Origin of the sequence: Actinomadura sp. NPDC048394 (genome assembly GCF_040651755.1) — a bacterium.
In the GTDB taxonomy this organism is placed as follows: Bacteria; Actinomycetota; Actinomycetes; order Streptosporangiales; family Streptosporangiaceae; genus Spirillospora; species Spirillospora montaniterrae.
The window spans coordinates 12060-38676 of sequence record NZ_JBEZJL010000049.1; the positions used below are offsets into that span (position 1 = coordinate 12060).

27 protein-coding genes are annotated in these 26617 nt (G+C 73.4%); 12 read left to right on the plus strand and 15 right to left on the minus strand.

Features of this window, described 5'->3' with window-relative positions; genetic code table 11:
• Positions 1–10 precede the first annotated feature (10 nt).
• The 3 genes from AB0C78_RS31395 to AB0C78_RS31405 all read left to right on the plus strand — a co-directional run bounded on the left by AB0C78_RS31395 (position 11) and on the right by AB0C78_RS31405 (position 2856).
• Entirely contained in the window at positions 11–1069 is a 1059-nt protein-coding gene (locus AB0C78_RS31395; RefSeq protein WP_360754849.1) for a ferritin-like domain-containing protein, read from the plus strand.
• Positions 1070–1155: 86 nt separating this feature from the next.
• Positions 1156–1701 carry a hypothetical protein gene (locus tag AB0C78_RS31400; RefSeq protein ID WP_360754852.1) on the plus strand — a complete coding sequence of 182 codons (546 nt, stop codon included), beginning with the start codon at positions 1156–1158 and terminating at the stop codon, positions 1699–1701.
• A gap of 96 nt (positions 1702–1797) precedes the next feature.
• On the plus strand, positions 1798–2856 hold the full coding sequence (locus tag AB0C78_RS31405) for an SAM-dependent methyltransferase (RefSeq protein ID WP_360754855.1): 1059 nt from the start codon (positions 1798–1800) through the stop codon (positions 2854–2856).
• A gap of 9 nt (positions 2857–2865) precedes the next feature.
• Here AB0C78_RS31405 and AB0C78_RS31410 read toward each other — a convergent pair whose 3' ends face one another.
• On the minus strand, positions 2866–3567 hold the full coding sequence (locus AB0C78_RS31410; RefSeq protein ID WP_360754858.1) for an HAD family hydrolase: 702 nt from the start codon (positions 3565–3567) through the stop codon (positions 2866–2868).
• Between the two features lie 109 nt (positions 3568–3676).
• Between AB0C78_RS31410 and AB0C78_RS31415 the strand changes: the two genes are divergently transcribed.
• Positions 3677–5224, plus strand: a complete 1548-nt coding sequence (locus AB0C78_RS31415; protein ID WP_360754860.1) for a hypothetical protein — start codon at positions 3677–3679, stop codon at positions 5222–5224.
• An 82-nt stretch (positions 5225–5306) separates the two neighbouring features.
• Positions 5307–5573 carry a hypothetical protein gene (locus AB0C78_RS31420; protein WP_360754862.1) on the plus strand — a complete coding sequence of 89 codons (267 nt, stop codon included), beginning with the start codon at positions 5307–5309 and terminating at the stop codon, positions 5571–5573.
• A gap of 24 nt (positions 5574–5597) precedes the next feature.
• Here AB0C78_RS31420 and AB0C78_RS31425 read toward each other — a convergent pair whose 3' ends face one another.
• Positions 5598–6998: a hypothetical protein gene (locus tag AB0C78_RS31425; protein WP_360754864.1), complete on the minus strand. Its 1401-nt coding sequence runs from the start codon at positions 6996–6998 to the stop codon at positions 5598–5600.
• 228 nt (positions 6999–7226) lie between these two features.
• Between AB0C78_RS31425 and AB0C78_RS31430 the strand changes: the two genes are divergently transcribed.
• Complete coding sequence (locus tag AB0C78_RS31430; protein WP_360754867.1) at positions 7227–8507, plus strand: lysylphosphatidylglycerol synthase transmembrane domain-containing protein; 1281 nt, start codon at positions 7227–7229, stop codon at positions 8505–8507.
• 242 nt (positions 8508–8749) lie between these two features.
• Positions 8750–9262 (plus strand): flavin reductase family protein, encoded by a 513-nt coding sequence (locus tag AB0C78_RS31435; protein WP_360754869.1) that lies wholly within the window; start codon positions 8750–8752, stop codon positions 9260–9262.
• Between the two features lie 51 nt (positions 9263–9313).
• Here AB0C78_RS31435 and AB0C78_RS31440 read toward each other — a convergent pair whose 3' ends face one another.
• From AB0C78_RS31440 to AB0C78_RS31465, 6 genes are all read right to left on the minus strand, one after another.
• Complete coding sequence (locus AB0C78_RS31440) at positions 9314–10555, minus strand: ROK family transcriptional regulator (protein WP_360754990.1); 1242 nt, start codon at positions 10553–10555, stop codon at positions 9314–9316.
• Positions 10555–11313 (minus strand): ATP-binding cassette domain-containing protein, encoded by a 759-nt coding sequence (locus AB0C78_RS31445; RefSeq protein WP_360754871.1) that lies wholly within the window; start codon positions 11311–11313, stop codon positions 10555–10557. Before AB0C78_RS31445 ends, AB0C78_RS31440 begins: the two co-directional genes overlap by 1 nt.
• A 243-nt stretch (positions 11314–11556) precedes the next feature.
• The gene (locus AB0C78_RS31450) at positions 11557–12840 is read right to left on the minus strand and encodes an ABC transporter permease (RefSeq protein WP_360754873.1); all 1284 of its coding nucleotides are present in this window, start codon (positions 12838–12840) and stop codon (positions 11557–11559) included.
• A gap of 13 nt (positions 12841–12853) precedes the next feature.
• Positions 12854–13639 (minus strand): ATP-binding cassette domain-containing protein, encoded by a 786-nt coding sequence (locus AB0C78_RS31455; RefSeq protein ID WP_151545269.1) that lies wholly within the window; start codon positions 13637–13639, stop codon positions 12854–12856.
• A 194-nt stretch (positions 13640–13833) separates the two neighbouring features.
• Positions 13834–14925: a substrate-binding domain-containing protein gene (locus AB0C78_RS31460; RefSeq protein WP_151545268.1), complete on the minus strand. Its 1092-nt coding sequence runs from the start codon at positions 14923–14925 to the stop codon at positions 13834–13836.
• 610 nt (positions 14926–15535) lie between these two features.
• On the minus strand, positions 15536–15832 hold the full coding sequence (locus AB0C78_RS31465) for a hypothetical protein (RefSeq protein WP_151546870.1): 297 nt from the start codon (positions 15830–15832) through the stop codon (positions 15536–15538).
• A 209-nt stretch (positions 15833–16041) separates the two neighbouring features.
• Between AB0C78_RS31465 and AB0C78_RS31470 the strand changes: the two genes are divergently transcribed.
• The gene (locus AB0C78_RS31470) at positions 16042–16683 is read left to right on the plus strand and encodes a hypothetical protein (RefSeq protein WP_360754877.1); all 642 of its coding nucleotides are present in this window, start codon (positions 16042–16044) and stop codon (positions 16681–16683) included.
• A gap of 85 nt (positions 16684–16768) precedes the next feature.
• On the opposite strand, the gene AB0C78_RS31475 is transcribed toward AB0C78_RS31470, so the two are convergent.
• Complete coding sequence (locus AB0C78_RS31475; RefSeq protein WP_360754880.1) at positions 16769–17440, minus strand: hypothetical protein; 672 nt, start codon at positions 17438–17440, stop codon at positions 16769–16771.
• Positions 17441–17618: 178 nt separating this feature from the next.
• Between AB0C78_RS31475 and AB0C78_RS31480 the strand changes: the two genes are divergently transcribed.
• Positions 17619–18689 (plus strand): hypothetical protein, encoded by a 1071-nt coding sequence (locus tag AB0C78_RS31480; protein ID WP_360754882.1) that lies wholly within the window; start codon positions 17619–17621, stop codon positions 18687–18689.
• On the opposite strand, the gene AB0C78_RS31485 is transcribed toward AB0C78_RS31480, so the two are convergent.
• Complete coding sequence (locus AB0C78_RS31485) at positions 18682–19656, minus strand: UbiA family prenyltransferase (RefSeq protein WP_360754885.1); 975 nt, start codon at positions 19654–19656, stop codon at positions 18682–18684. The two genes, AB0C78_RS31480 and AB0C78_RS31485, sit on opposite strands and share 8 nt — an antisense overlap.
• Positions 19657–19802: 146 nt before the next feature.
• On the opposite strand from AB0C78_RS31485, the gene AB0C78_RS31490 reads away from it, so the two are divergent.
• Complete coding sequence (locus AB0C78_RS31490; protein ID WP_360754888.1) at positions 19803–20780, plus strand: zinc-binding dehydrogenase; 978 nt, start codon at positions 19803–19805, stop codon at positions 20778–20780.
• Positions 20781–20810: 30 nt separating this feature from the next.
• On the opposite strand, the gene AB0C78_RS31495 is transcribed toward AB0C78_RS31490, so the two are convergent.
• On the minus strand, positions 20811–21401 hold the full coding sequence (locus AB0C78_RS31495; protein WP_360754891.1) for an HAD family phosphatase: 591 nt from the start codon (positions 21399–21401) through the stop codon (positions 20811–20813).
• A 184-nt stretch (positions 21402–21585) separates the two neighbouring features.
• Between AB0C78_RS31495 and AB0C78_RS31500 the strand changes: the two genes are divergently transcribed.
• Positions 21586–22254, plus strand: a complete 669-nt coding sequence (locus tag AB0C78_RS31500) for a TetR/AcrR family transcriptional regulator (RefSeq protein ID WP_360754894.1) — start codon at positions 21586–21588, stop codon at positions 22252–22254.
• Between the two features lie 14 nt (positions 22255–22268).
• Here the strand turns inward: AB0C78_RS31500 and AB0C78_RS31505 are convergent, their stop codons facing one another.
• The gene (locus AB0C78_RS31505) at positions 22269–24395 is read right to left on the minus strand and encodes an MMPL family transporter (RefSeq protein WP_360754897.1); all 2127 of its coding nucleotides are present in this window, start codon (positions 24393–24395) and stop codon (positions 22269–22271) included.
• A 258-nt stretch (positions 24396–24653) separates the two neighbouring features.
• On the opposite strand from AB0C78_RS31505, the gene AB0C78_RS31510 reads away from it, so the two are divergent.
• Positions 24654–24881 (plus strand): hypothetical protein, encoded by a 228-nt coding sequence (locus AB0C78_RS31510; RefSeq protein ID WP_208250833.1) that lies wholly within the window; start codon positions 24654–24656, stop codon positions 24879–24881.
• On the opposite strand, the gene AB0C78_RS31515 is transcribed toward AB0C78_RS31510, so the two are convergent.
• The 3 genes from AB0C78_RS31515 to AB0C78_RS31525 all read right to left on the minus strand — a co-directional run bounded on the left by AB0C78_RS31515 (position 24856) and on the right by AB0C78_RS31525 (position 26592).
• A complete protein-coding gene (locus AB0C78_RS31515; protein WP_151545372.1) occupies positions 24856–25530 on the minus strand; it encodes a response regulator transcription factor in 675 nt (224 codons plus the stop codon). The two genes, AB0C78_RS31510 and AB0C78_RS31515, sit on opposite strands and share 26 nt — an antisense overlap.
• 278 nt (positions 25531–25808) lie before the next feature.
• Positions 25809–26108 carry a Dabb family protein gene (locus tag AB0C78_RS31520; protein WP_360754900.1) on the minus strand — a complete coding sequence of 100 codons (300 nt, stop codon included), beginning with the start codon at positions 26106–26108 and terminating at the stop codon, positions 25809–25811.
• Positions 26109–26136: 28 nt separating this feature from the next.
• Positions 26137–26592 carry an NAD(P)H-dependent oxidoreductase gene (locus tag AB0C78_RS31525; RefSeq protein ID WP_360754903.1) on the minus strand — a complete coding sequence of 152 codons (456 nt, stop codon included), beginning with the start codon at positions 26590–26592 and terminating at the stop codon, positions 26137–26139.
• Between the last annotated feature and the right edge of the window lie 25 nt (positions 26593–26617).

The following is a 26617-nucleotide window of genomic DNA, read 5'->3' on the forward strand; positions in this document are numbered from 1 at the left end:
AGCTGGCCTGATGGACGCGTCCGGCGACCGGGACGGAGCCGGCGGCGCGGCGCGGGCCGCCACCACCACACCACCGGGTGAGGAGACTCCCTTGCCAGAGGCCGTGCCGCGCCTGCCGGGAACCGTGTCGCGCCGGGGGCTGCTGCTGGGCGGCGGTGCCGTGCTGGCGGCGCCCTGGCTGGCGGGCTGCGCGGCGGAGGCGGCGGGGCCCCGGCCGGACGTGTCGACGCTGGTCGGCGCGATCACCTCCGAGCAGGACCTCATCGCCACCTACGAGGCGGCGAAGGCCGCGGCCGGGTCGCTGGCCGGCCGCCTCGATCCCGTCCTGGAACACCACCGGCGGCATCTGGCCGTGCTGAAGCGGCATTACGTGCCCGGCTCGGGAAGGCGTGCCCATGAGGGCGGGGCGATCCCGCCGCCGCACGCGGCCCAGCTGCCCGAGGGGCCCACCGAGATCCTCACGGCGCTGCGCCTCGCGGAGGACCGCGCCGCCGCCGCCCGCCGGGCCGACGCCGCGAAGGCCCCGCCCGGGCTGGCGCAGCTGCTGGCGAGCATCGGCGCGTGCGAGGCGGGCCACGCCGAGACGGTGCGCGCGCATCCGCCCGCCGACCCGGCCAAGTCGCCGGCCCAGGCGATCCAGACGGCCCTCGCCGCCGAGCACGCCGCCGTGTACGGCTACGGGGTCCTCGGCGCCCGGCTGAGGGGGACGCTGCAGGAGGTCGCGAAGACGTACTGGGACGCGCATCGCGCGCAGCGCGACAAGCTGGTGTCGATCCTGTCGGTGCAGCCGGTCGCGGCGGCGGCCGGGTACCGGCTGCCGGTCAAGGTCACCAACGCCCGCAGCGCCGCCCGGCTCGCCGCGGCGCTGGAGGACGACCTCGTTCCCGCCTACGTGGGCCTCGCCGGGGCCTCCGCGCCCGACCTGCGGGTCTTCGCCGCCGACAGCGCCGAGCGGTCGATGGCGCGGTCGGCGAAATGGCGGTCGAGCGCGGGCGTGGGAGCCCCGTCCGAGGCGTTCCCGGGCCTGCCGTCGGCGGACCTGTCACCCCGTCCCGAACCGGGCGAGTGATCTTCAGCACGCCGGGAACGAATGCGCTCCATGTACGCGTTGTCGATTTTGCACTGGCCTACTCGGGGGAGGAGCCCAGACCTGCCATGACCAGCACCCCGCACCGGTACGAGACCGACGGGCCCGGTACCCGCGCGCCCAGTGCGCTGGACGAGCTGCGCGCCGCCTACCGGGAGCAGCTGAACCAGCTCGCCGCCGAGCGCGACGAGGCCCGCCGCCAGGCCCGCCGGGCCAAGGCTCAGGCCGACGTCGCGCGCGCCGATCTGGCGAGCCTGAAGAGCCGCGTCCAGGAGCTGCTGGCCGCCGCCGCGCGGCACCTGCCGGACCTCCCGGCCGTCGAGGCGGCGGACCGTCCGGCCGAGATCGAGGCCGCACCGGCCGCGTCCGCTGCACCCGCCGCGTCTCGCGCGCTTCCGGCCCCGGCGTCCGCCGAGCCCGCGTCCGCCGAGACCCGGCGCGCGGAGCCCGGGCCCGAGGCCGCCGCGGATTCCGCGAACGCCGGCCTCCGCGTGGAAGTGGAAGCGGTCCTTCCCGATGCGCGCCCGGCCGAGCGGACCGGCGGCGAGACGGTCCGGTACCAGAACAGGCGCAAGTCCCGGAAGGCCAGACGCAGGAGCGTCCGGACGGGTTGACCGGGGAGGAACGGCCCGCACATGGGCCGTGGAGAGGCCGCCGGGGACGCTTTCCCGGCGGCCTCTCCTCTCCTTCCGAGCTGCTAATGTCCTGCGGTGACCTCGTACGGCCTCCTCGTCTCCCCCTCGCACAACCGGGTCTACGCGCAGGCCGCCGCGGGCCTGGTGAAGGCCGAGCTGGCGGTGTTCGGCGAGCAGGCGCTCGGCGGCCGCGTCCGCGACATCGAGGAGACGTCCATCGGCGGCGTCCCGTACGTGACGTTCTCGGCGGACGGCCTGGACGGCACCGACATCCGGCTCCTGTCGAACCTGTCGTCGCTGTACGCGCTGTTCGAGATCGAGGGCGAGCTGCTCAGGCCGGTCGAGCTGAAGCCGCTGGACCTGTTCGGCAGTGATCTGCTGACGATCCAGAAGTACTCGGGGAAGACCAACGAGTACTTCACCAAGCTGCTGCTGAACGTCACCGCGATGGCGACCGACTCCCCCATGGACCTGGTGACCGGCAGGCCCCGGCTGTTCGACCCGATGTGCGGGCGGGGCACGACGCTGAACCAGGCGATGATGTACGGGCTGGACGCGGCCGGTATGGACGTCGACGGCAAGGACTTCGACGCCTACGCGGCGTTCATCAAGACGTGGCTGAAGAACAACCGGGTGAAGCACCAGGCCGAGATCGCGCCCGTCCGGCGGGAGAAGGCGGTGCTGGGGCGGCGGCTGCACGTCACCCTGGGGGCGTCCAAGGAGCGGTACAAGAGCGGCGAGACGATGGAGATCACCGTCGTGAACGCCGACGCGCTCGGGGCCGGGAAGTTCTTCCGGCCCGGGTCGTTCGACCTGATCGTGACGGACGCGCCGTACGGGGTGCAGCACGGCAGCCGCGCGAAGGGCGCGCGGCCGGGCCAGAAGGCCGGGCCGCGGCTGTCGCGCAGCCCGGTGGAGCTGCTGGACGCGGCGGTGCCGGAGTGGGCGCGGCTGCTGCGCCGCGGCGGCGCGATCGGAATCTCGTGGAACACGTTCGTCGGGCGCCGCGAGGAGCTGGCGGAGATCCTGACCTCCAGCGGGCTGGAGGTGCAGGACTCCGGGGCCTATCTGGGCTTCCGGCACCGCGTCGACCAGGCGATCTCCCGCGACCTGATCGTCGCCCGCAAGTCCTGACCCGCGCGCTTAGGGGGCGTGCCAGGTCTCCACGTGCGGGAGCAGCTCGCCGATGCCGTGGATCAGCGCGTCCGGGGGCGTCAGGCCGGGGCGGGTGAAGGCGTGCGTGGTCTGGTGCCAGATCTGGACGGCGCGCAGCCCTGCGGCCTTGGCGCCGTGGATGTCGTCGTAGGGGCGGTCGCCGACGAAGACGCAGGCGGCGGGGTCGGTGGCGCCGACGGCGTCCATGGCGGCGCGGAACGCCTCGGCGTGCGGCTTGGTCCACGGGATCTCGCTGGAGTAGACGGCGCCGTCGAGCAGGTCGAGGACGGCGTCGCGGGCGAAGATCCGCTCGTGCAGCTCGCGGCTCCACATGGTGTTGGACAGCACGCCGACCTTGATGCCGCGCTCGCGCAGCGCGCGGAGCAGGCCGGGGACGGCCGGGTCGGTCCAGGTGTGCGGGGTCCAGGTCTCGTAGTGGGTGTCGAGCATGGCCTCGGTCGGTTCGACGCCGGCGAGCGCGAACAGTTCGGCGAGGGTGGCGCTGCGGTGCTCCTCGGCGCCGCGCCGCCACAGCTCGAGCTCCGCCTCGCAGAGGGCGGCGGCGACGGTCTCGACGCTGTCGGCCGGCAGGTGCGGGGAGCAGATCGCGCGCCACATGTCGGGGAGCTCGACGTCGTGCCAGGGGGTCAGCGTGCCGCCCCAGTCGAAGATCACTGCTTGTAGGGCCATGCCGGGAATGGTAACCATCCGGGCGCTCCGTGCGATGATCCATTAACGCAGTTGAGTGAGTCCCGGAAGGCGCGCCGGGACCCGCCCTCCTCCCGGCATAGGAGCCCCCATGCGCAGAACGCTCGCCGCCTCCGCCCTCTCGGCCGCCCTGCTCGGCGCCGCCGCCGTCCCCGCGGCCGCCGGCGCCATCCCGGACGGTCCCGGGAAGGGGCTGGTCCCGCAGTACCTCGGCGGTCCGGCGACGCCGAGGCCGCTGGCCGGGAAGCCCGTGCCCGCCAACCCGTACCAGGGTCCGGTCGGCACCTCGTCGATGCACGCCGACAGCTACGCGTCCGACACGTACCCGTTCATGGGGCCGCTCGGCCGTAACCCGGAGGTGCTCAACGACGCCAAGGGCGGCGGGCTGCCGGGCCTGTGCTCGACGGTCACGTTCGCGAAGCGGACGGGCCTGATCGTCGCGCAGTGCACGCAGGGGCAGAACTTCATGCTGCGGCTGATCGACCCCGTGACGCTGAAGGACCTCGCCACCTACCAGCTGCCGCCCAGGCCGTCGACGGTCCAGGCGGTGTTCTCCGGCAGCCTCGACAAGATCTTCACCGACACGTCCGGCGGCGCGTACTACTACCTGGACCCGCAGGACCGGGCGGTGCTCGCCGACTCGCAGTTCCACCTGCGCCGCTTCGCCCACGAGAAGGGGCCGGACAGCACGTGGCGGTTCACGGTGACCGACGACTGGGACCTGTCCCGCTACCTCCCGCACGACTGCGCCACCTGGACGAACCCCTGGCCGAAGGGCGAGTGCGACCCGATCACCGCGGTCGGCCCCGACTGGACGGGCCTGATCTGGTGGATCACGCGGGCCGGGCGCATCGGCACCGTGAACCCGGAGTCGGGCGCGGTGAAGATGACGCGGCTGCCGGGCGAGCAGATCCAGAACTCGTTCGCCGCGGCGCCCGACGGCGTCTCGATCGTGTCGGACCACGCGCTCTACCAGATGAAGGCGGGCCCGGACGGCACGCCGGAGGTGCTGTGGCGCGAGACCTACGACCGCGGCACGGGACGCAAGCCGGGGCAGATCGACCAGGGGTCCGGGACGACCCCGACGTTCCTCGGCGACCGGTACGTGGCGATCACCGACAACGCCGACGACCGGATGCACGTGATCGTGCGGCGCCGCGACGACGGCGGGCTCGTCTGCCAGGTGCCCGTCTTCGGCAGCGGCGCGAGCGCGACCGACAACTCCCTGATCGGCTACGGGAGCAGCCTGTTCGTCGAGAACAACTACGGGTACAAGAACTTCTTCGAGCTGCCGCCCGGCGGGTCGTCCACGGGCGGGGTGAGCCGGGTGGACGTGAACGCCGGCGGGGACGGCTGCCGCACCGTCTGGACGAGCGCGGAGCGGTCACCGTCCACCGTGGCGAAGGTCTCCGTCCCGGCCGGGCTGCTGTACCTGTACACCAAGGACCCGCGCAAGGACCTGATCGACGCCTGGTACTTCACGGCGGTGGACGTCCACACGGGCAAGACCGTCTACAAGGTGCTGACCGGCACGGGCAAGTGGTTCGACAACAACTGGGCGCCCGTCACCGTCGGCCCGAACGGCACCGCGTACGTCGGGGTGATCGGCGGGCTGGTGGCCGTCCGCGACCGCGGCTAGCCGCGCCGCGCCCGTGAGTAGGCGCGGCGCCAGCGGGGATACAGGTCTGATCGGACGAACCCGACCGGACCGTGGAGGAGCCATGAGGGCGCGCAAGCCCGGGGAGAGCCGCGACTTCCGCGAGGACGTCGACGACATGGGCGACAACGATCAGGACATCGAGATCGGCCTGACCGAGGAGTACGTGACCGACCCGCCCGAGGACCTGAGGATCGAGGACCCCCAGCCGAACCCGGACGGGCTGAGCATCGCCGAGTACGAGCGGGAGGCGGAGCGGGACGACGACGACCCGCCGGGGCCCGACACCGCCGCCGAGTCCGACGCCGTGAACCCCACCCGCCGCCCCTAGCCCCGCCGCCCGCGGACGCGCCGGCTAGGGCATGCCGGACCGCTGGAGCTGCTTGCGGTAGATCCAGTAGAACATCCGCTGGTTGGGGCGCTCCGTGATGCCGTAGACCCGGTCGCCGCCCGAGTAGGGGTCGAAGGCGAGGGACTCCCCGCCGATCGGCCCGACGACCTTGAAGGGCGCCTTGCCGTCCCCGTCCCGGTCGCTGTAGATCGCGCCGGGAGAGGCGCCGTTGGACTGGCTGTAGTAGATCGTGTCGCCGCCGCCTCCGTGGTAGCCGGCGACGCCCTGGACGTTCGTCAGGTTCGTCCCGTAGACGACCGTGGACTTCACCTGGCCGGAGGCGTCCGCCTTGAGGGAGCCGTCGGCGTTGAGCGGCCACCGGACGACGCGCATCGGCTTCGCCGACGTCACCCCTCCCGCCGTCTTGTACTCGGCGGTGAGCAGGCTCTTGGGGGACGTGGTCGGGTCGTAGGTGACCGTGCTGAAGCACAGGTCCTTGTTCTTGGCGGACGGCGCCTTGTCCCAGGCGGGGCACGAGCCCGCGTTGACGGGCCGGTACATGCCGGTCTGGAACAGCACGTACTTCTCGTTGTGCGCGTAGAACTTGCCGTCCGTGGCGTCCACGCCGAGTTCGTTCTTGCCCGTGGCGACCTGGTAGGTGCGGCGGACGTCGTAGACGCGGAGCCCCGAGGTGTCGGCGGTGTAGAGGTAGTCGCCGGCGAGGGCGACGCCGCCCTGGTGCTGCGTGGCCTCCGCGACGCCCTTGGCGGCGACGGTGCCGGACGCGGGCGCGGCGGGCCGGACGTCCTTGACCGCGAGCTTCCCGGCGGAGGTGGTGGTCGGGATGGCGAGGGTGACGGGCTGGTACGCGCCCTTCTTCTCGACAAGGGGGCGCTTGCCGACGGTGATGCGCGACCCGTCGGTCACCCAGTCGGAGCCGGAGGCGTGGCGGTGGTACCAGCTGAGCACGAACCCGTCGAGCTGGGCGCTGCGGCTGCTCGCGACGCCCTGCGGGATCCAGTAGTTGCTGCTCTTGTCGCCGTTGTCGAAGCACCAGGCACCGAGTGTGACCTTGGCGTCGACGGCCTTGACGGCGTCGTTGGAGCCGCAACCGGTCTTCCAGGTCATCCCGTTCCTGGCGCCGCTCGCCGCGGCGACGAGGTTCGCCTGCCGCTTCATGCCGCGAGCCGGGTTCGCCGCCAGGTCGTCGAGCTGCTTGAGCGCGGCGGCGGAGACGGGGGTGGACTTCAAAGTGAACGCGACGCCGGAGAGCGGCGCGGTGTCGCCCGCGCCGGTGGACGCGGCGGCCGGGGAGACGGTGACGTGCGCGGCGGGAGCGGACGGCAGGGCGACGGCGCCGGCCACGGCGAGCGCGGCCGCGCCGGCCGCGGCGCCGAGGAGGACCGTCCTTCGGGGGGCGGGCATGGAGTCCTTTCCGGCAGGGCGGGAACAAACAAGACAGATCGGAGATCCTAGACAGGAAGGCGATCAGCTGTCAGAGCAACGCGAGAGGTTGCTGACGAGCCCGCCGGGCGCGCCCGGCACGGTCCCCGTGGCAAAGATCACTTTGTGGTTCCGTGACCCGCTCGCGGGGAATGTCATACCGGAGCCGTAGGTTGCGCTAGGCGGGCGAGCTTGCGAGGTGACCGGGACATGCACGAGACAGTCGCGGCACCGGCACACCCCCCGGCCGACGTCGCCTCACCCCGTCCGCTTCCGGACGGCCCACGACGGGACGGACCGGACGCCGACGAACCGTCCACCGCCGAACTGTTCCTCGACCGGCCCGCCGGCGCGCACGCCGCCGACGGCGCACCGCAGCGCCCCTGGTGGCGCCGCAAGGCGGGCCTTCTCCTGCAGTGGGGAGTGCTCCTCCTCGCCATCGGGGCGCTGCCGCTCTACCGCGACTCGCTTCCCGACCTCGGCGCCATGTGGCACTCGATCCGGCACGCCGATCCCGGCTGGATGACGATGGTGGTGCTCGCCGTCGCGGGCTCCATGGGCGCGTTCGCCCGGCTCCAGCGGCGGCTGCTGCGGGTCGGCGGGCTGCGGATGCCGCTGCGCCGCGCGTTCGCGATCACCTACGCGGGCAACGCGCTGTCCACCACCCTGCCCGCCGGGCCCGCGGTGAGCGTCGTCTACACGTTCCGGCAGTTCCGCCGCGGCGGGGCGTCGGCGAAGCTCGCCACGGCCGTGATCCTGGCCGGCGGCGTCATCACCACGACGACCTACACGGTGATCGGCCTGCTCGCGCTGCTCGTCGACGCCGACACGCGGGGCCCGGCGCTGGCCGGCCTCGCCGTCCCGGCCGCCCTGCTGGTACTGCTGGTGCCGCTGCTGCGCTGGCCGCGCCCGCGCGCGGTGCTGACGGCGCCGCCGCGCCGCGCGTACCGCGCCGCGCTGGCGCATCCGAAGCTCGGCCCGTGGGCCGAACGGCTCGCCGGCATCCGCGACGTCCTGCGCCCGAACCGGCGCGACTGGGCCGCGCTGATCACGCTCGCCACGCTGAACTGGGTGCTGGACATCCTGGCGCTGCTGGCCGCGGCGCACGCCGTCGGCATCGACGTCGACCCGCACGCCGCCGCGCTCGCCTACTTCGCGGCCCAGGCCGCGGGCAGCGTGCTGCCGCTGCTGCCGGGCGGCCTCGGCGCGGTGGAGGGCAGCATGGCCGCCTCGCTGGTCGCGTTCGGCGCGGCGCTGTCCCCGGCCGCCGCGGCGGTCGGCCTGTACCGGCTCGTCTCGTACTGGGCGGTCGTCGCGGCCGGCTGGATCGCCTGGCTCGGCCTGCACGAGGGGCCGCGGCTGCCGGCGAAGGCGAGGGCCCGGCTCGCCGGCGCGGGACGGCTCGTCCTGGACGGCCTGACCTCGACCGCGACGCTCAGCCCGTACAGCGCGGTGCCGCTGGTCATCCCGGCCGAGGCGCGCCGCCCATAGCCGCGCCGGCCGATCCGCCGAGCCCCGGTCCGGGCGACGGGCCGGGGCTCCGTCCTGGGACCGAGCCACCACCGGGACCTTTGACGGAGATCGTCCCCTTTGGGAATCATCATCCCCCGCGAGCGGCTTTAGTGGTCATGAAGGCCGCGCCCCCCACCCCCGGCGACACGCCCACCCGCCCCGGTTCCGGCGGGGCCCGATGCCTGAGCAAGCAGTTGGTCGACAGAAGGGATCGAGCCCCCATGGCGCACGGAGCCATCACGCCGGCGGCGGAGATCGACGGCGCGCGGTTCCGGCAGGTGATGGGCCGGTTCGCGACCGGCGTGGTCGCCATCACGGCCGTCGAGCCCGGCACGGCGCGGCCCACCGGGCTCGCCGCCAACTCCTTCACCTCCGTCTCCCTCGACCCGCCGCTCGTCGCGTTCTGCGTCGCCCACACCAGCACCACCTGGCCCCGGCTGCGCGGCGCGGACCGGCTCTGCGTCAACATCCTCGGCGAGCGCCAGCTCGAGATCTGCGAGCGGCTCGCGCTGAAGGGCGGCGACAAGTTCGACGGCATCGGCTGGACGGAGAGCCCGAGCGGCGCGCCCGCCATCGACGGCGCCCTCGCCTGGATCGAATGCTCCGTCGAGCAGGAGCACACCGCCGGCGACCACGACATCGTCGTCGCCCGCGTCCACGCCCTGGACGAGAACCACGATGGCCGCCCCCTCGTGTTCTACAGGGGCGCCTACGGCGGCATCGCCCGGCGCTAAAGGCCCGGGGGTAGCGGCCCGGGGGCAGGGGCCCTGGGGCAGCGAACCGCGCTAGCGGCCCGACGCCGAGGGCGACGCCACGTCGACGCTCCGGAGCCGGGCGAGGACCTGGAGCGGGTCGGACAGCACCTCGGCGAAGGCGAACTCGGCGGCGCCGACCAGGGTGGTGTCGTCGCCGAGCGCGGCGGTGCGCAGCCGGACCTTCTCGCGGGACGCGTCCAGCGCGCCGGTCGCGAGGACGCTGCGGATCTGCGCGGCGGCGCCGAGGTAGATGTCGCGCAGCGTCCCGCCGAAGATGACCAGGCCGGGGTTGAACACGTTGACGAGGTTGGCGACGCCGAGGCCGAGCCAGGTGCCGACGCGGTGCAGCGCCTCGCGGGCGACGATGTCGCCGCGGTCGGCGGCGTCCACCACGTCGCGGACCGCGTCGCGGCCCGCCTTGTCCGACGGCTCCTCGCGTCCGGCGTGGGCGAGCAGCGTCCGCTCCCCCACCTCCGCCTCCAGGCAGCCCTTCGAGCCGCAGGCGCACTGCCGCCCGCCCGGGTTGACGATCATGTGGCCGATCTCGCCGCCGAAGCCCTCGTCGCCGCCGAGCAGCCGGCCGTGCGCGATGATGCCGCCGCCGACGCCGACGTCGCCGTGCAGGTAGATGAGGTTGTCGCAGTTCACCCCGGCGCCGCGCTCGTGCTCGGCGAGCGCGCCGAGGTTGGCGTCGTTGCACACCGACACCGGGATGCCGAGGCCGAGCCGGCGCGACAGCGCGTCGCCGAGCCGCAGGTCGCCGACGTCGAGGTTGGGCCCGAACATGATCATGTCGTCGGAGCGGCGGACGGTGCCGGGGAAGCCGAGGGCGGCGCCGACGCAGACCGCGTCGCGCTCGGCCTTGCGGACCAGCGAGCGGGCCCCGGCGACGAGCATGCCGAGCAGGTCGGACGGGTCGGAGTCGCGGGCGCGGGTGCCCTCGCGGCGGTCCAGGATGACGCCGCCGAGGCCGACGCGGGCGACGACGAGCCGGTCGACGCCGACCTCGAACGCCAGCACGTACACCCGGGTCGACTCCGGCCGCACGACGAGGGACGGGCGCCCGGCGCGCCGCCCCGGCCCGCGCGGCAGCTCCTCGCGGACGAGGCCCGCGGCGGTGAGGTCGGAGGTCAGCGCCATGATGGTGCTGCGGTTCAGCCCGAGGGACTCGGCGAGCGTCGCGCGGGACGCGGGGCCGCGCAGGTGCACGAAGCGCAGCAGCGTCCCGAGGTTGTGCCGCCGGATGTCCTCCTGTGACGGGCCCGCCTTCATCATCGCCGCAGCCCCAGGTCGCCGCTGACGCCGGAGGTGATCAGCTCGACGACCTGCCGGTGGGTGACGTCGGCGGTGCGCACCTGCGCCACCATCCGGCCGAGGTACAGCGCGGCGATCCGGTCGGAGACCGCGAACACGTCGTTCATGTTGTGCGAGATGAGCACGACGGCGAGGCCCTTGTCGGCGAGCCGCCGGACGATCTCCAGCACCTGCTGGGTCTGCGCGACGCCGAGCGCCGCGGCGGGCTCGTCCAGCACGACGAGCTTGCTGTCCCACAGCACGGCGCGGGCGATCGCGACGGTCTGCCGCTGCCCGCCCGACAGCGTGGAGATCTTCTGCCGCACCGAGCCCATGGTCCGGACGGACAGGCCGGACAGCGTCCGGCGGGCCAGCTCCTCCATCCCGGACTCGTCGAGCGCGATGCCGCGCCGCCGCTCGCGGCCGAGGAACAGGTTCTGGACGATGTCGAGGTTCTCGCAGAGGGCGAGGTCCTGGTGGACGACCTCGATGCCGAGGGCGGCGGCGTCGCGCGGGCTGCCGAGCCGCACCGCGCGGCCCTCGAAGCGGTACTCGCCCGCGTCCGGGGGGTGGATGCCGCCGATGCACTTGACCAGCGTGGTCTTGCCGGCGCCGTTGTCGCCGACGAGGGCGGTGACCTCGCCCGGGTACGCCGAGAAGGCGATGTCGTGCAGGACCTTGACGGAGCCGAAGCTCTTGTCGATGCCGCGCAGGTCGAGGACGGGCGTCACTGCCATGCCGAGGGGCTCCCACCGTGCCGCGTCGCCGCGCGCCGATCGGTCGTGGGCAGTGAGCGTATCAGCCGCGTTCGCGGGCCGGGAAACGCGCGCGGCGCCGCCCGGGAACGGCGGGTCGGCCGGGCCGGACGGCGCCGCGGGCCCGTACGGCAGGGCCTGGGGGCCGGAGGCGCGCGCCGCCGGCTCCCAGGCGTCTCCCGCGTTCACGGGGTCCCGGCCTTCAGGGGCTGGGCCGGCACGGGGTCACCGGCCGGTGTTGGAGCGGCGGCGCCGCGCCAGGGCGTCGATGCTCGCCGCGAACAGCAGCACGATGCCGGTGATCAGGAAGCTCAGGTACGCCTTGGTGCCGAGCAGCCCGAGACCGTTGTCGATGATGGCGATGACCAGGCCGCCGAGCACCGCGTCGCGGGCCTTGCCGCGCCCGCCGAACAGGCTCGTCCCGCCGATGACCGCGGCGCCGACCGCGTACAGCAGGGTGTTGCCGCCGCCGGCGTCGGGGGTGACCGAGTTCAGCCGGGACGCGGCGACGATGCCGCTGACCGCCGCGAACCCGGACGCGATGATGAACACCGAGATCCGGATCCGGGTGACGTTGATGCCGGCGCGGCGGGCCGCCTCGGCGTTGCCGCCGACCGCGTAGATGTGCCGGCCGTACGGGGTGCGGGCGAGCACGAACGTGCAGACGATGAGCAGCACGCCGACCAGCGGGACGCCCCACGGCACGCCGCCGAGGAAGATCAGCGGGCTGGCGGCGCGGTCCTGGCTGAGCAGGTAGGTGCCGAGCAGCAGCGCCGCGGCGACCACGACCGACTGGGCGATCACCAGCTCGACGGGACGGGAGTGCAGGTTGCGGGCCTGCTGGCGGCGCCAGCGCAGCAGCTGCGTCGCCGCGTAGCCGGCCGCGCAGACCGCGGCGAGCGTCCAGCCGAGCCAGACCGGCATGTTCTTGTTGGCGAGCGCCACGATGAAGTCGTCGCGGACGGGCACCGTGCCGCCGTCGCCGATCAGCTTCAGCGTGATGCCCTGGATGCCGAGGAAGAACGCCAGCGACACGACGAACGACGGGATGCGGATGACCGCGACCAGCCAGCCGATCGCGGTGCCGATGACGACGCCGACCGCCAGCGCGGAGATCACCGCGACGTACCAGGGCTGGCCGCTGTCGGCGATCAGCTTGGCCATCACGGCGGCGCAGACGCCGCTCGCCACACCGGCGGACAGGTCGATCTCGCCCAGCAGCAGGACGAAGACCAGGCCCATCGCGAGGATCACGATGGGCAGCGCCTGGGTGAACAGGTTCGCGATGTTCTGGTTGCTGAGGAAGGTGTTGGGCCGCAGCGCGAAGAACAGCAGGATGAGCCCGGCCAGGCCGAGGATGGCGGGCAGCGCGCCCAGCTCACCGGCCCGGATGCGGCCCCAGTAGTCCAGCAGCGCCGAGCGCACGTCGTGCTCGCGCCGGTCGGCGGCGAAGTCCGAGTCCGCCAGCTTCACGGCGGCCTCCTTGCCCTCGGGGAGTTCGGTGGACACCTCGGTCCCCCTTTCAGATGCTCTCGGCGGCGGTCTGCGGCGCGAGGCCGAGATCACCGGAACGGCCGGCGGTGATGAGCTCCACGACCTGGCCGTGGGTGACCTCGGAGCGGGCCACGTCCGCGGCGACCCGGCCAAGGTAGAGCGCGGTGATGCGGTCGGCCACCTCGAACACGTCGTTCATGTTGTGCGAGATGAGCACGACGGCGTGCCCGGTGTCGGCGAGCCGCCGGACGAGGTCGAGCACCTGCCGGGTCTGCGCGACGCCGAGCGCGGCGGTCGGCTCGTCCAGGATGACGACCTTGGACTCCCAGAGCGCGGCCTTGGCGATCGCGACGGTCTGCCGCTGCCCGCCGGACAGGCTCGCGACCTGCTGGCGCACCGACTTGACGGTGCGGACCGACAGCCGGGCGAGGGTCTGCCGGGCCGCCTCCTCCATGGACGCCTCGTCCAGCACGATGCCCCGGCGGCGCTCGCGGCCGAGGAACATGTTCTGCACGATGTCGAGGTTGTCGGCGAGGGCGAGGTCCTGGTAGACGACCTCGATGCCGAGGTCGGCCGCAGCGCGCGGCCCGTCGACGGTCACCTCGCGGCCGTCGAACTCGATCGTCCCCGAGTCGATCGGGTAGATCCCGGCGATGCACTTGATGAGCGTGGACTTGCCCGCGCCGTTGTCGCCGACGAGTGCCATCACCTCGCCCAGCCGCACGGCGAAGTCCACGTCGTGCAGCACATGGACGGCGCCGAAGCTCTTGTTGAGCCCGGTCAGGCGGAGGACGGGGTCTCCGTTTTCTGCCACGTGATTCCTTCCAGGGGTAGCGCGGGCCCGTGTGCTTCCGGGGGTTGGCGCGGGCCCGTGGCGGGCCCCTGGACGACCCGGGGTTCCGGGCTCCCGGGGCGTCCTCAGCGGGTGGGGCCCGCCACGAGGGTCAGGGCCGCCCGGGGGTGCGACCCCCCGCTCCCCCGGGCGGTTTCGTCGGGATCAGCGTGAGGTCACTGGATGCCGGCGGTCTTGCACTTGGCCGCGTACGCGCCCTTGCAGAGGTCGGCGGCCTTGACGAACTGGTCGTCGGTGACCTGCTTGACGTTGTCCTTGAAGATGCCGATCGGGTTCAGCAGCACCGAGGGGACGTCGCGCTTGCCCTGCGGGTCGTTCGTGGTGCCGTTCGTCTCGCCCTTCTGGCCCTTGATGAGGGCGACGGCGAGCTTGGCGACCGCGTCGGCCTCCTGCTTGACGGGCTTGTACACGGTCATGCACTGGGTGCCGTCCAGGATGTTCTGCAGCCCCTGGAGGGTGGCGTCCTGGCCGGTGACCGCGACCTTGCCGGCCTGCTGGTTCTTCTTCAGGATGGAGATCGCGGCGTTGCCGAGGCCGTCGTTGGCGGCCAGCACGCCGTCGATCTTGCCGTGCTGCTCGGTGTACATCTGCTCGAAGATCGTCGCGGCCTTGTCCGGCTTCCAGTCCGGGACGGCCTGCTCGGCGACCTTCTTGTAGTTCGACACCTGGTCGAGGATGTTGTGCGCGCCCTTGGCGAACAGCGTCGCGTTGTTGTCGGTCGGCGAGCCGTTCAGGTAGGCGATGTTGGACGCCTTGTCACCGAGGCACTTCTGCAGGCCCTTGCCGAGCTCCTCGCCGACCTTCACGTTGTCGAAGGAGACGTAGTAGTCGGAGACGCCGCCGAGGGTGAGCCGGTCGTAGTCGATCGTCTTGACGCCCTGGGACTGCGCCTTGCGCTGGACGGCGCCGGCGGAGTTGGAGTCGATGCCGTCGACGATCAGCACGGTGACGCCGCTGGTGATCATCTGGTCGGCGATCGTCTGGAACCGCTGGGTCGAGCCTTCGGCGTTCTGGATGTCGTACTGGACGCCGGCGGTCTTGAAGGCCTGCTCGAGGTAGGGCCGGTCGAAGCTCTCGTATCGCACGGACGAGGTGGTGTCGGGCAGGATCACGCCGACCTTGCCCTTCACCGCGCCGGAGCCGGAGCCTGAGCCCTTGTCGCCGCCGCCGTTGTCGTCCCCGCACGCGGACAGGGTGAGCGCCGCGGCCGCCGAGAGGGCCATGAAGCTGAGGATCCCCTTGCGCATTGCCCGGGTCCTTTCTTGGGGGTGGCCGCATGGCGCGGCCGGGGGTTCGCAGCGCCGGTGAGCTTTGGTCGCACATCCACCGGCGTGAATGTTGTGTCCCGCAACTTATGTCCGGCTCGTCCGGTACGCCAGTCCTGCGACCCGGCTAATTTGTTGTGGGCAGTAACAATCCCGTAACGCGAGATCAACACGGGGGAAACGGGGGGCGGCGGCGATCAGGGCGGCGGACGCGGAGGTCAGGGCCGTCCGGGGCCCGGCGGCGCATATGTTCGGCGCGTCAACATTCACCCCGACCCGCGGTCAACCCGCGGCGCGGCGCTGCCGGGAGCCGTCCCGGCAACGGTGCGGGCAGGCGAGAGGACGGCGCGGCGAGCGCAGCGCGCGGGCATGGACCGGGCGGGCACGGCGAGCGGCGGGCGAGCATGGACCGGGCGGGCACGGCGAGCGGCGGGCGAGCATGGACCGGGCGGGCACGGCGAGCGGCGCGCGGGCATGGGCCGGGCGGGCGCGGCGAAGGCCGTGATCACGCGGTCGCGGCCCCGGCGCGCCGGGAGCACCGCCGCATGATCACGGTGCCGTCGTGCTGCGATGGACCCGCCCGGCGGGCGGGTCAGTGGACCGCAAGGACCAGCGCGACCCGGTCGGCCGCGGCGGCGACGTCGTCGGCGGGAGCGATGCGCTCCGCCCACGACCACCAGTACCACCATCCGTCGGCGCCCCGCTCCGCGAGGATGTTCTCCGTCAGGGCGGAGGCGTCCGGATTCATCACGTGCAGGCTGGGCGACTGGCCGCGGGGCAGCGTGAGGCGCACCCGCAGCCCGCGCTGGACCAGCTCGTCGCCCAGCTCTTCCAGATATTCGATCCGCGTCCGAGCGGGCGCGGCGGTTCCCGTATCGTCAGGCGTCATCCTTGTCTTCCCCATGGACTCCGCGCGGCCCGACGAGGTCTCACCCTTCCCCTTCCCCGGCCCGGGTGCAAGCACTTCGGGCCGGTCGGTGGCGGTGCGCCGCGAACTCCGGCGGCGCCGCGAGCGTCGCAAAGGGCGCGGCGCCCCGGGGCCGCGGACGGCATCCGGGATATCTTGCGCATAGCACTCGAAGGGGGAAGTTGGGGCGTATGGCGATGGCGAGCGCGGGCGCGAATCCGGAGTGGACCCGGCCCGACCAGCGGCTGCCCGAGCGGCGCCCGGCGGAGGGCGCCACGCCGCCCCCGCCGGCGGCGAGCACCTGGCACCGGATGCACAACGCGGTCGGCGTGTTCCTCCTGGCGTACGGGGTGACGAGCCTGGTCGGCGCGGCGCTGCTGTGGGACGACCGGCGCAAGGAGCTCGCCGACTACTTCGGCTCGGGGAACGCCGGCACGCTGCTGGTGGCGGTGAAGGCGGCCGAGGCCGTCCTCCTCGCGGTCGCGGCCGCGGGGATCGTCCGGCGACGCGACGTGTGGTTCGTCCCGGCGCTGGCCGGCTGGATGGCGGGGTTCGCTGTGTTCGCCGTCCTGGACGTGTTCGACGGCCGGTGGGGCGGGCTCCTGGAGCACCTGCTCTACCTCGCGGGCTTCGTGGTGCTGCTGTTCGTCTCGTACGGGCTCGGCGCGAAGGCGCAGGTCGGCAGCGGTGCGGCGGTCCGCGCGTCCGCCGCGTCCGGGCCGGGCGGCGAGGGCAGCGGCGGCGGCGAGCCCGGCGCGGACGGCGAGCCTCGGCGGCTCACCCGGACGCAGGAGTTCGCGCTCGCCGCGCTCAACCGGCTGCCGCACCGCTGAACCGCGCGCGCCCCGGCGCGCCCGGACACGACCGGCGCGCCCGGACGATACGGGAGCGCCCGGACGACACGGGCGCGTCAGGGCGTCAGCGAACGATCCAGGCGATGGCCGTCATGGTCCCCGGCGGCACCTCGGTGAAGCCGCCGTCCCGGACCGCGACGGCCGCCTCCTTGACGCACCGCGACCACGCCACGTCCCGGACGAGGTGAACGGGCGCGCCCGCCTCGACCCACGCCGCGACGTCCTTGCGCCGCCCCTGCCGCAGCAGCAGCTGCGCGGCGTGCCCGCTCTGCGCCGCCGCCTTGCCGGTCGTCATCGTCACGTCCGGGTTCAGGGCGAGCGCGGCGTAGGGCGGCGCGGGCGGCGGCGCCGGTTCCTCAGCGTCGGCGAGGTCGAGCCCGGCGACCTGGAGTTTCGCCAGCTGCGGCGGGACGTCGGCGACCGGGCCCGGCGGGAACGCCCGCACCTGCGCGCCCGCGTGCTCGACCGTCACGCCCGGCAGCGCCTGTGCCTCCGGCCAGCGGACGCCGCGCGCGCGCCGCGTCACCTTCCGGATCCGCCGCGACTCCCACTCGTGCACCGCCTCCCGCCACTCCCCATCGGGTTCGGTGGCGCGCGGGTCGGTGAGCAGCCGGACGACGGCGGTCGCCGCGGCCTCGCAGACCGCGCCGTGGGTGGGCGGATCGGCCTTCTCCGCGCGTACCACCAGTTGCATCGCCCAGGGCGGGTCGTCAAGAGGGTCGTGATCGGGTCGCACGCATGGAGTATTCCAAACCGGTTCCGATGTCCATGACGCGGCTTTCCCGCGGACGATGTGGGTAATGCAACTGTTGCCGTCTCCCGGACGTCAGTCCTGATGCGGGCGCAGCACGGTGGGACGGCCCTCGCCGGAGGGGGGCGAGGGGCACGGCGAGAGGTCGGGTCGGAGGTCGCCGGTGACCAGTGGCGCGTGGAACGAGTCCATCCCCGGAGTCGGTACGTTCTTCGTCGGCATCGACGTCGCCCCGGGGCGGTACCGGTGCGACGACGCGGGCGGCGGCTGGTGGGTCCGCTTCACCGGTCCCGGCGGCGGCGACCCGGTCGGCATGTGGCCGCTGCCGGCCGGTGCCACCGAGGTCGAGATCGAGCCGTCCGACTTCGCGTTCGAGACCCATGTCGGCGCGTACTGGCGGCGGATCGCGCCGCCGCGCCGCGCCGGGGACGGCCCGGCCGCCGAGCCGCGCCCGGTCGCCGATCCCGCGCTGCGCGCCGAGCTCGACACGCTCGTCGCGCGCCGCCGTCCGCTGCTGTGGCTGGCGCCGCTGACCGTCCTCGGCCTCGGCCTGCTCGGCTCGCCGCTGCTCGGCTCGCTGTGGCTGATCGGGCTCGGCATGCTCGCGGTGCTGGTCGCGCTCGGCACCCCGTCGGTCTCGCTGGACCTGCGGCGCGCGCGCGAGCTGGAGCGCCGCCGGCACCGCTACCTCACCCCCGAGGACTTCGACGAGCCGGGCCGCGCGCTGCTGGCCCGCGTGCAGGCCGCGGTCGACGCCGTCCGCGACTCGCAGGTGAACCGGGAGGGGCTGCTCGACGCCGTCGACAACGCGGTCACGCTGCCCCGGCAGGAGTGGGAGATAGCGCAGGTCCTGGCGCGGCAGTCGAAGCTGCGCCGGGAGCAGGAGGAGATGACGGAGGCGGCGCCGCTGCCCGAGGTGGAGGCGGCGCTGCGGCCGCTCCGCGAGAAGCTCGACATCTCCGTCGAGGCGGTGACGCGCCGGATCGAGGCCCTCGAACGGTACGCCGAGCGCGCCCGCGCCGCCGACGAGGCCCTCGCCGCGCACCGCCACCTGGAGTCCCTGGCGGCGAAGGCGCACGAGTACGACGAGCTGCTCGCCGACACCGTCCGCGACGACCTGGCGCTGCCCGCGATCGAGCGGCTCACCGAGCAGGGCGACGCGCTCGTCCGGACGCTGCGCGAGCGGCTCGCGAAGGCCGCCGAAGCGGGCGGCGAGCTCCCGCCCCCTAAATGACCCGCGCGTACATCAGCGCGAACAGCAGGTACGGGACGAGGAACACCCAGCTCGCGACGATGATGCCGTGCAGCACCTCGCCCGGTTCGCGCGCCCGGCCGAGGTAGCGGTGGTACACCCAGACCAGCACCGGCGCGGACACGGCCTGCGTCCACAGCGTCCGGTGCGGGAACACGTGCCCGGTCGCGGCGAGCGTCACCGCGATCGCGCACGACGCCGTCCACGCGGCGAGGCCGATCCGGTACGCGCCGCGCGGGCCGAGCCGTACGGCGATGGTCCGGTACCCGCTGGCGAGGTCGGCCTTGTAGTCGGTGACGGTCGTCGGAACGTACAGCGCGGTCGCGACCAGGACGCCCTCGACGGCCATCACCCACGGAAAGCCCTCGATGGGCCGGACGACCGTCCATCCGGCCAGCAGCGCGAACCCGCCGACGCCGACCGCGTTGGTCGCGACGTCGAACCCCGGCCGGTCCTTCAACCGGACCGGCGGCACGCTGTACAGCCAGCCCAGCACCAGGAACCCGAGGGTGACCAGCGCGAACGCCGGACGCACGGTCAGCGCGACCAGCAGTGCCGCCGCCGCGGTGACGTGCGCGGCGGCGAGCGCGCCGCCCACGCTCAGCCGCCCGCCGACCAGCGGCGCGTCGTCCTTGCGGGGGTTCTTCAGGTCGCCGTCGAGGTCGAAGGCGTCGTTGATGGCGAGCACCGCCAGCCAGACCAGCGGCCCCCAGACGACCAGCCCGGTCAGCACGGGCGTGACCGCCCGCAGGCATCCGCCGCTCATCGGGACGCACGCGTCCTGCCCGGCGATCAGCCACCGCGTCGCCAGCAGGTGCCCGACGTAGAACGGCACGAGCGAGACGAGCCAGATCGCCGGCCGCGCGATGAGCCACAGGTCGAGCAGCACCCGCCAGCGCTGCACGGCCGCCCGCACCGGCACGTGGTGCCGCGCCCGAGAAGCGCGCATCCCGTCACCCCCTGGTGATCCTCCCCGCGCCCCCCCGCCTATTGGACACTACGTCCATTTGCTTTGCGTTGACCAGTGCCCGAAATGGGTCGTCTCATGCCCGGCCGGCCGGGATGATCTCCGGGGGGCGGGTAGTTGTCTCTGCCGTGACTTCGAGGATGATGCGGGCGGCGGTCGCGGAGCGGCCGGGGCCGCCGGACGTGCTGCGGGTGCGCGAGGTGCCGGTTCCGGAGCCGCGGCCCGGGTGGACGCTGGTCAGGGTCAGGGCGTTCGGGCTGAACCGGTCGGAGATGTTCACCCGGCAGGGCCACTCCCCCGGCGTGCGGTTCCCGCGGGTGCTCGGGATCGAGTGCGTCGGTGAGGTCGCCGCCGGCGGCGCGCTCGCGCCGGGGACGCGGGTCGCCGCGGTCATGGGCGAGATGGGGCGCGCGTTCGACGGCGGCTACGCCGAGTACGCGCTGCTGCCGGACGACCTGCTGATCCCCGTCACGACCGGGCTGGACTGGGAGGTCTTCGGCGCGCTGCCCGAGACGTACCTGACCGCGCAGGGGTCGCTGGACGCGCTGCGCGCCGGCACCGGGACGCTGCTCGTGCGCGGCGGGACGTCGTCGGTCGGGATGGCGGCGCTGTCGCTCGCCAAGGGCCTCGGCCTGCGGACGATCGCAACGACGCGCAACCCTGGGAAGGTGAAGGCGCTGGAGGCGGCGGGCGCCGACCATGTCGTGGTCGACGAGGGCGGCATCGCGGACGGGGTCCGGGCGATCGTCCCGGACGGCCCCGACCACGTGCTCGAACTCGTCGGCGCGGCGACGCTCGCCGACTCGCTCGGGCTCGTCCGCAAGGGCGGGACGGTGTGCATGACGGGCATCCTGAGCGGCGAGTGGGTGCTCCGCGAGTTCGAGCCGATGCAGGCGATGCGCAGCGGGACGCGCCTCACCGTGTTCCACAGCGACGACCTCCAGGGCGCGGCGGGCGCCGGGACGCTGCAGCGGCTCGTCGACGGGGTGGAGAGCGGCCGGTTCCGGCCGAACATCGACCGGGTCTTCGCGCTGGACGAGATCGCCGGCGCGCACCGGTACATGGAGGCCGACGAGGCGACCGGCAAGCTCGTCGTGCTCCTTTAGCCCGGAAGCAGGTCCAGCCCGCGGGCGGGTCTAGCCGGCGAGCAGGGCGCGGACCTGGTCGGGGCCGGCGAAGACCTCGGCGGCCATGCCGGTCTCGCGGGCGGCGAGGACGTTGCGCTCGGTGTCGTCGATGAACAGGACGTCGGCGGGCCGCACGCCGAGGCGCTCGGCGCAGATGCGGTAGGCGCGCGGGTCCGGCTTGGCGACGCCGATGGCGCACGAGTAGGTGAGCGCGTCGAACCGGGACAGCCAGCCCTCGTGCCGCGCCTCGAAGCGGGGCACGAGGTCGGCGATGATGTTGGAGAGCAGGCCCAGCGTGCGGCCGCCGTCGGCCAGCTCGTGGACGAGGGCGACCATGCGCTCGTCGACGTTCGTCCAGCTGCGCAGGTCGGCGTCGATGAGCGCGGGCACGTCCGGGAACTCGGTGCCGAGGGCGGCGGCGACGTCCGCCCAGTACGCGGCGCTGTCCTGGCCCGCGTCGTAGCCGGGGCGCAGCGCCCAGTACGCGTCCCAGAACGGGGCGCCGGAGACGCCGGCGATCTCCTCGATCTCCCGCACGGCCTCGGGGGTCTGGGTGCGGGCGATGACGCCGAACAGGTCGAAGACGATCACATCGGGCATGGTCCGAGGGTATGCGGGGCGGGACGGTGCCGCCGTCGCGGGGCGGGGCGGCCGGGCGGCGCCGTCGCGGGGCGTCGCGAGACCGGCGCCCCGGGTGATGGAACAAGCGCTTGTGCAGACCGTAAACTGCCGTTGACGCGCCGACTGAGCAAGCGGTTGGGCGCGCACACGGCATAATGAGAGGGTGACGACCACGAGCGCGAATTCCGGGCGGGCGAGGCCCCGGGCCGCCGGCGAGGGCGGCGCGCGCCGCCGCGGCAAGGGCTCGCCGGCCCTGGCGTCGGAGCGCCGCGAGCACCTGGTCAGGCTGGCCGCGGACCTGTTCGCGGAGAAGGGCTTCCAGGCCACCACGGTCCGCAACATCGCCGACGAGGCCGGCATCCTGTCCGGCAGCCTCTACCACCACTTCGACTCCAAGGAGTCGATCGTGGACGAGATCCTGACCGGCTTCTTCGACGAGATCATGGCCGCCTACCGGGCCGAGATCGAGGCGGGCCGCGACCCGCGGGAGACGATCGCCGGGCTCGTCCGGATCGCGTTCAACAGCCTCGAGCCGCACCGCGCCGCGATCACGGTCATGCAGAACGACTGGAACTACCTCCAGGGCATGGACCGCTTCGCCTACCTCACCAAGTCCGAGGACGAGGTGGAGAAGATGTGGGTCGAGACCATCGCGGCGGGCCAGGAGCAGGGCCTGTTCCGCGAGGACCTCGACCCGCACCTGACCTACCGGATGATCCGCGACACCATCTGGGTGGCCGTCCGCTGGTTCAAGCCCGGCGGGCGGCTCGACTCCCAGAGCCTCGGCGAGCACTACATCAAGGTCATGTTCGACGGGATCAACACCCACTAGGGCCCGCGGGCCCGCTATCCCCGGACCGGCACGCCCGGGCGCCGCGCGGCGGCCTCGGGGCGGCGGCGCGGCAGCAGCCGCGCGATCGGCCCGGGCAGCCACCAGTTCTTCTCGCCGAACAGCTCCATCAGGGCCGGGACGAGCACCATCCGCACGACGGTCGCGTCGATCAGGATCGCGACGCCGAGGCCGAGGCCGATCTGCTTGACCGCGATGTTCGCGCCGAGCAGCACCGACAGGAACACCATCACCATGATCGCCGCGGCGGCGGTGATGACGCGCGCGGTGCCGGTGAGGCCCCGCGCGACGGCCTCCCGGGTCGGGACGCCCGCCTCGTGCGACTCGCGGATCCGCGACACGAGGAACACCTCGTAGTCCATGGACAGCCCGAACAGGATCGGGAACATCATCAGCGGCACCCAGGTGGTGACCGGCATCGAGGTGGGGAAGCCGAGCACCGTGCCCGCCCAGCCCCACTGGACGACGGCGGTCAGCACGCCGTAGGCGGCGGCGATCGACAGCAGGTTCATCAGCGCGGCCTGCAGCGCGACGGTCAGCGAGCGGACGAGCGCGACGAGCAGCAGCAGCGACAGCCCGACGACGACCGCGATGAGCCACGGCAGCCGGGTCTGGACGTCGTCGGCGAAGTCGATGGACGCCGCGTTCTGGCCGCCGACGTAGGCCCGCACGCCCCGCCCCTCGGTGACGCGCGGCAGCACGTCGTGGCGGAGCCGGTGCACGAGCCGCGGGGTGGCCTCGTCCTGCGCGCCGGTGGTCGGGAACGCCATGATCACCGAGACGGCGCCGTCGGGGCTGGTGCGCGGCGGCTGGACGGCGGCGACGCCCTTCGCGGCGCCGACGGCCGCGGCGACCGGCGCCGGGTCCCCGCCGCGGGTGACGACGACCAGCGGCGCGGCGGTGCCGGGCCCGAAGCCCTCGGCCATGATCTGGTTCGCGGCGTAGCCGCTGGTGTCGTGCGGCTGGGTGCTGGAGTCGGGCAGGCTGAGCCGCATCGACAGCGCCGGCACCGCGAGCACGAGCAGCAGCGCGGCGGCGCACAGCCCGGTGACGACGGGGTGCCGCTGGACGACCCGGGCCCAGCGTTCGGCGAGCGGCCGGCGGGCCCGGCCGAGGCCCGGCACGCGCAGCCGGTCGATGGCGCGCCCGGTGAAGCCGAGCAGCGCGGGCAGCAGCGTGACGGCGGCGAGCATCGTCATCAGGACGGCCAGCCCGGCGGCGACGGCGACCGCGTCGAACAGCTTCTGCTGCATGACGAACAGCCCCATGAGGGCGATCACGACGGTGCTGCCGGCGAACAGCACGGCGCGCCCGGCGGTGGTGATGGCGGTGACGGTCGCCTCCTCGGGTTCCCGCCCGCCGGCCAGTTCCTCCCGGTAGCGGGTGACGATGAACAGCGCGTAGTCGATGCCGACGCCGATGCCGATGAGGGCGGCGACGATCGGCCCGAACGACGGCGCGGGCAGCAGGTGCGCGATCAGCGCGATGAGCCCGAGGCCGGAGCCGATGCCGAACAGCGCGGTCACGATCGGCAGCCCCATCGCCAGCACCGACCCGAACGCGATCAGCAGGATGACGACGGCGGCGAGCACGCCGATCCCCTCCGAGGACCCGCCGCCGGCGGTCTCGGCGTTGTCGATCGCGGCGCCGCCGAGCTCGATCCGGACGGGCCCGGAGTCGCTGCGGACGTCCTTGATGAGCTTGGTGACGTCGGAGGCCGGCACGTCGTCGGTGGGGACGTCGAGGTTCGCGGTGGCGAACGCGGTCCGGCCGTCCTTGGAGATCTGGCCGGGGACGTCGTAGGGCGAGGTCACGGAGGCGACGTGCGGCGTCTTGGCGAGCCGGTCGATCGCCCGGGTGACGCGGGCCTTGGCGTCGGCCGAGCGCACTCCGGCGTCCGCGCGGACGGCGAGCGTGATCGTGTCGCCGCTGCGCTTGGGGAAGTGCTCGTCGAGCAGCTTCTTGGCGGTCGCGGACTGGGAGGAGCCTCCGGTGAAGTCGTTGAGCGGCTTGGCGGCGAAGCCGTAGCCGAGGACGAGGACGGCGAGGGCGCCGACGATCCAGGCGACGACGACGAGCCGGCGCCTTCGGTAGCAGACCCGGGCGAGCCTGGCCAGTTTCATGGGAACCACCTTCGCGGGAGCCCGCGGGTAGAGAACACGTCGTTCCCGAAATCGTGGCTCCCGCACCCGGCCCGCGTCGTCGGGCGGGCGGCGGCTTCCGCGGGGTCCGCTACTTCCGCCGGAGTACATCCGGCGCGGTATCCCACCGTTGGGCCCGCCGAACCTCCATAGTGTGCTTAGTCACAATTTGCCGAGTAGGGGTGACGCTTTGGCCCGTGGGGACGCTGTTACTGAGGGGATCATCGGGGGGAGGGCGGCATGACGGCTCCACAGGGCGCCGGCCGGGACGAGCCCACGCCCGCGGCCATCCGCGCCGCCACGGCGCGCGGCCTGCAAGAGCAGTTCCCCGGGGTGCGCGTGTGGTTCGGCGAGGCGACCGGGTCCTGGTGGGCCATGGTCCCGCTGCGGGACGGCCCGCGGCTGCTGGAGGCCCCCACCCCGCAGCGGCTCCGCGACGAGATCATGAACTCGCGGACCCGGGGGTGACCAGCCCCGACTCGTAGGCGAGCACCACCAGCCGGGCCCGGTCGCGCACCCCGAGCTTGCTCATGGCCCGGCTGACGTGCGTCTTGGCGGTGAGGGGGCTGACCGCGAGGGCGTTCGCGATCTCCGCGTTGGACAGCCCCCGCCCGACCAGCCGCACCACCTCCCGCTCCCGGTCGGTGAGGATCTCGAGCCGGCCGACGGCGGCGGGCGCGGGGGCGGGCCGCCCGCCGACGAACCCCTCGATGACGGCCCGCGTGACGGCCGGGGCCAGCAGCGCCTCGCCGCCCGCCACCACCCGGACGGCGTTCACCAGCTCGGCGGGCTCCATGTCCTTGACGAGGAAGCCGGCCGCGCCCGCGCGCAGCGCCAGGTAGATGTGCTCGTCGTCGGTGTAGGTGGTGAGGGCGAGGACGCGCACCTCGTCGAGGGCGGGGTCGGAGGCGATCCGGCGGGTGGCGGCGAGGCCGTCGGTGCCGGGCATCCGCAGGTCCATGAGGACGACGTCGGGCCGCAGCCGGCGGGCCAGCTCCACCGCGGCGTCGCCGTCCTCGGCCTCGCCCACGACCTCGATGCCGTCCTCGCCGGACAGCAGCATCCGAAACCCGGCCCGCACCAGCGACTGGTCGTCGGCCAGCAGCACTGTGATCACGCCTGCTCCCCCGTCCGCCCGGGCTCCCGTCCGGCCCGGATGCGACGGCGCAACCGTACGACGATTCGGGCCCCGCGAGGAATCGGACCGTTCCCATGAGGGCGCCGCCGCAGGACGGAGGAGGGCGAGCGAAGGCCGTCCGCCGGGAACGGGGCGCGATCCGTTCCCGGCGGGCGTTGTGTGAAACTAACCCGAAAAGTGCTCGGACACAAGCGCTTGCTCGGTAAGCGTTGTGTGGGACAGCGCACATCACCCCGCCCGGGGCGGGCCGCGCGCGCTCAGGTCTCGTACTGGATGGCGGCCCTCTCCGCGACGATCGGCGTGATGAACTCCTCGATCACCGCCCGGTGCTTCGGATGGTCGCGGTACACCAGGTAGTCGTCCTTGCTCGCGAAATCCGCGACCACGACGAACTCGTAGGACCCCGGGTTCACGCCCGCGTCGAGGCCGACGCTGTACCCGCCGATCTCCGGGATGACCCCGGTCAGCTCGCGCAGCCTCGCCGCGACCTCCTCCTGCTGGCCGATCGTCGTGCCCTCGGCCCACCTGAACATCACCACGTGACGGAAACCGCTCATGCGGGCACGCTACCGAGAAGCGGCGGACTCAAACGGTCCCGAGCTCCGCGGCGGCGACCGCGCCGAGCTCCCAGCACGCCTCCAGGTCGGCCTTGCCCGGCTCCCCCGTCACCACCACGGGCGGCTGGACGGCCCGCCACTTCAGCCCCGTGGTGATCGCCTCCAGCGCGCGCAGCGCCCCGGCGGCGTCGTTGTTGCCGTGCAGGAAGGCCCCGAACGGCCGGCGGATTGTCTCCTCCAAGCACGGGTAATAAATCTGGTCGAAGAAGTGCTTGAGCGCCCCGGAGAGATAACCGAGGTTCACAGGGGAGCCGAGGAGGTAGCCGTCCGCCTCGAGGACGTCCACGGCCGAGGCGGTCAGCGCCGGACGGGAGACGACCTCCACGCCCTCGATCTCGTCCGTGCGCGCCCCCGCGCGCACCGCCTCGAACATCGCCTGGACGGACGGCGAGGGCGTGTGATGAACGAGCAGGAGCCTCTTCACCCTCACGAGACTAACCAGTTTCCCC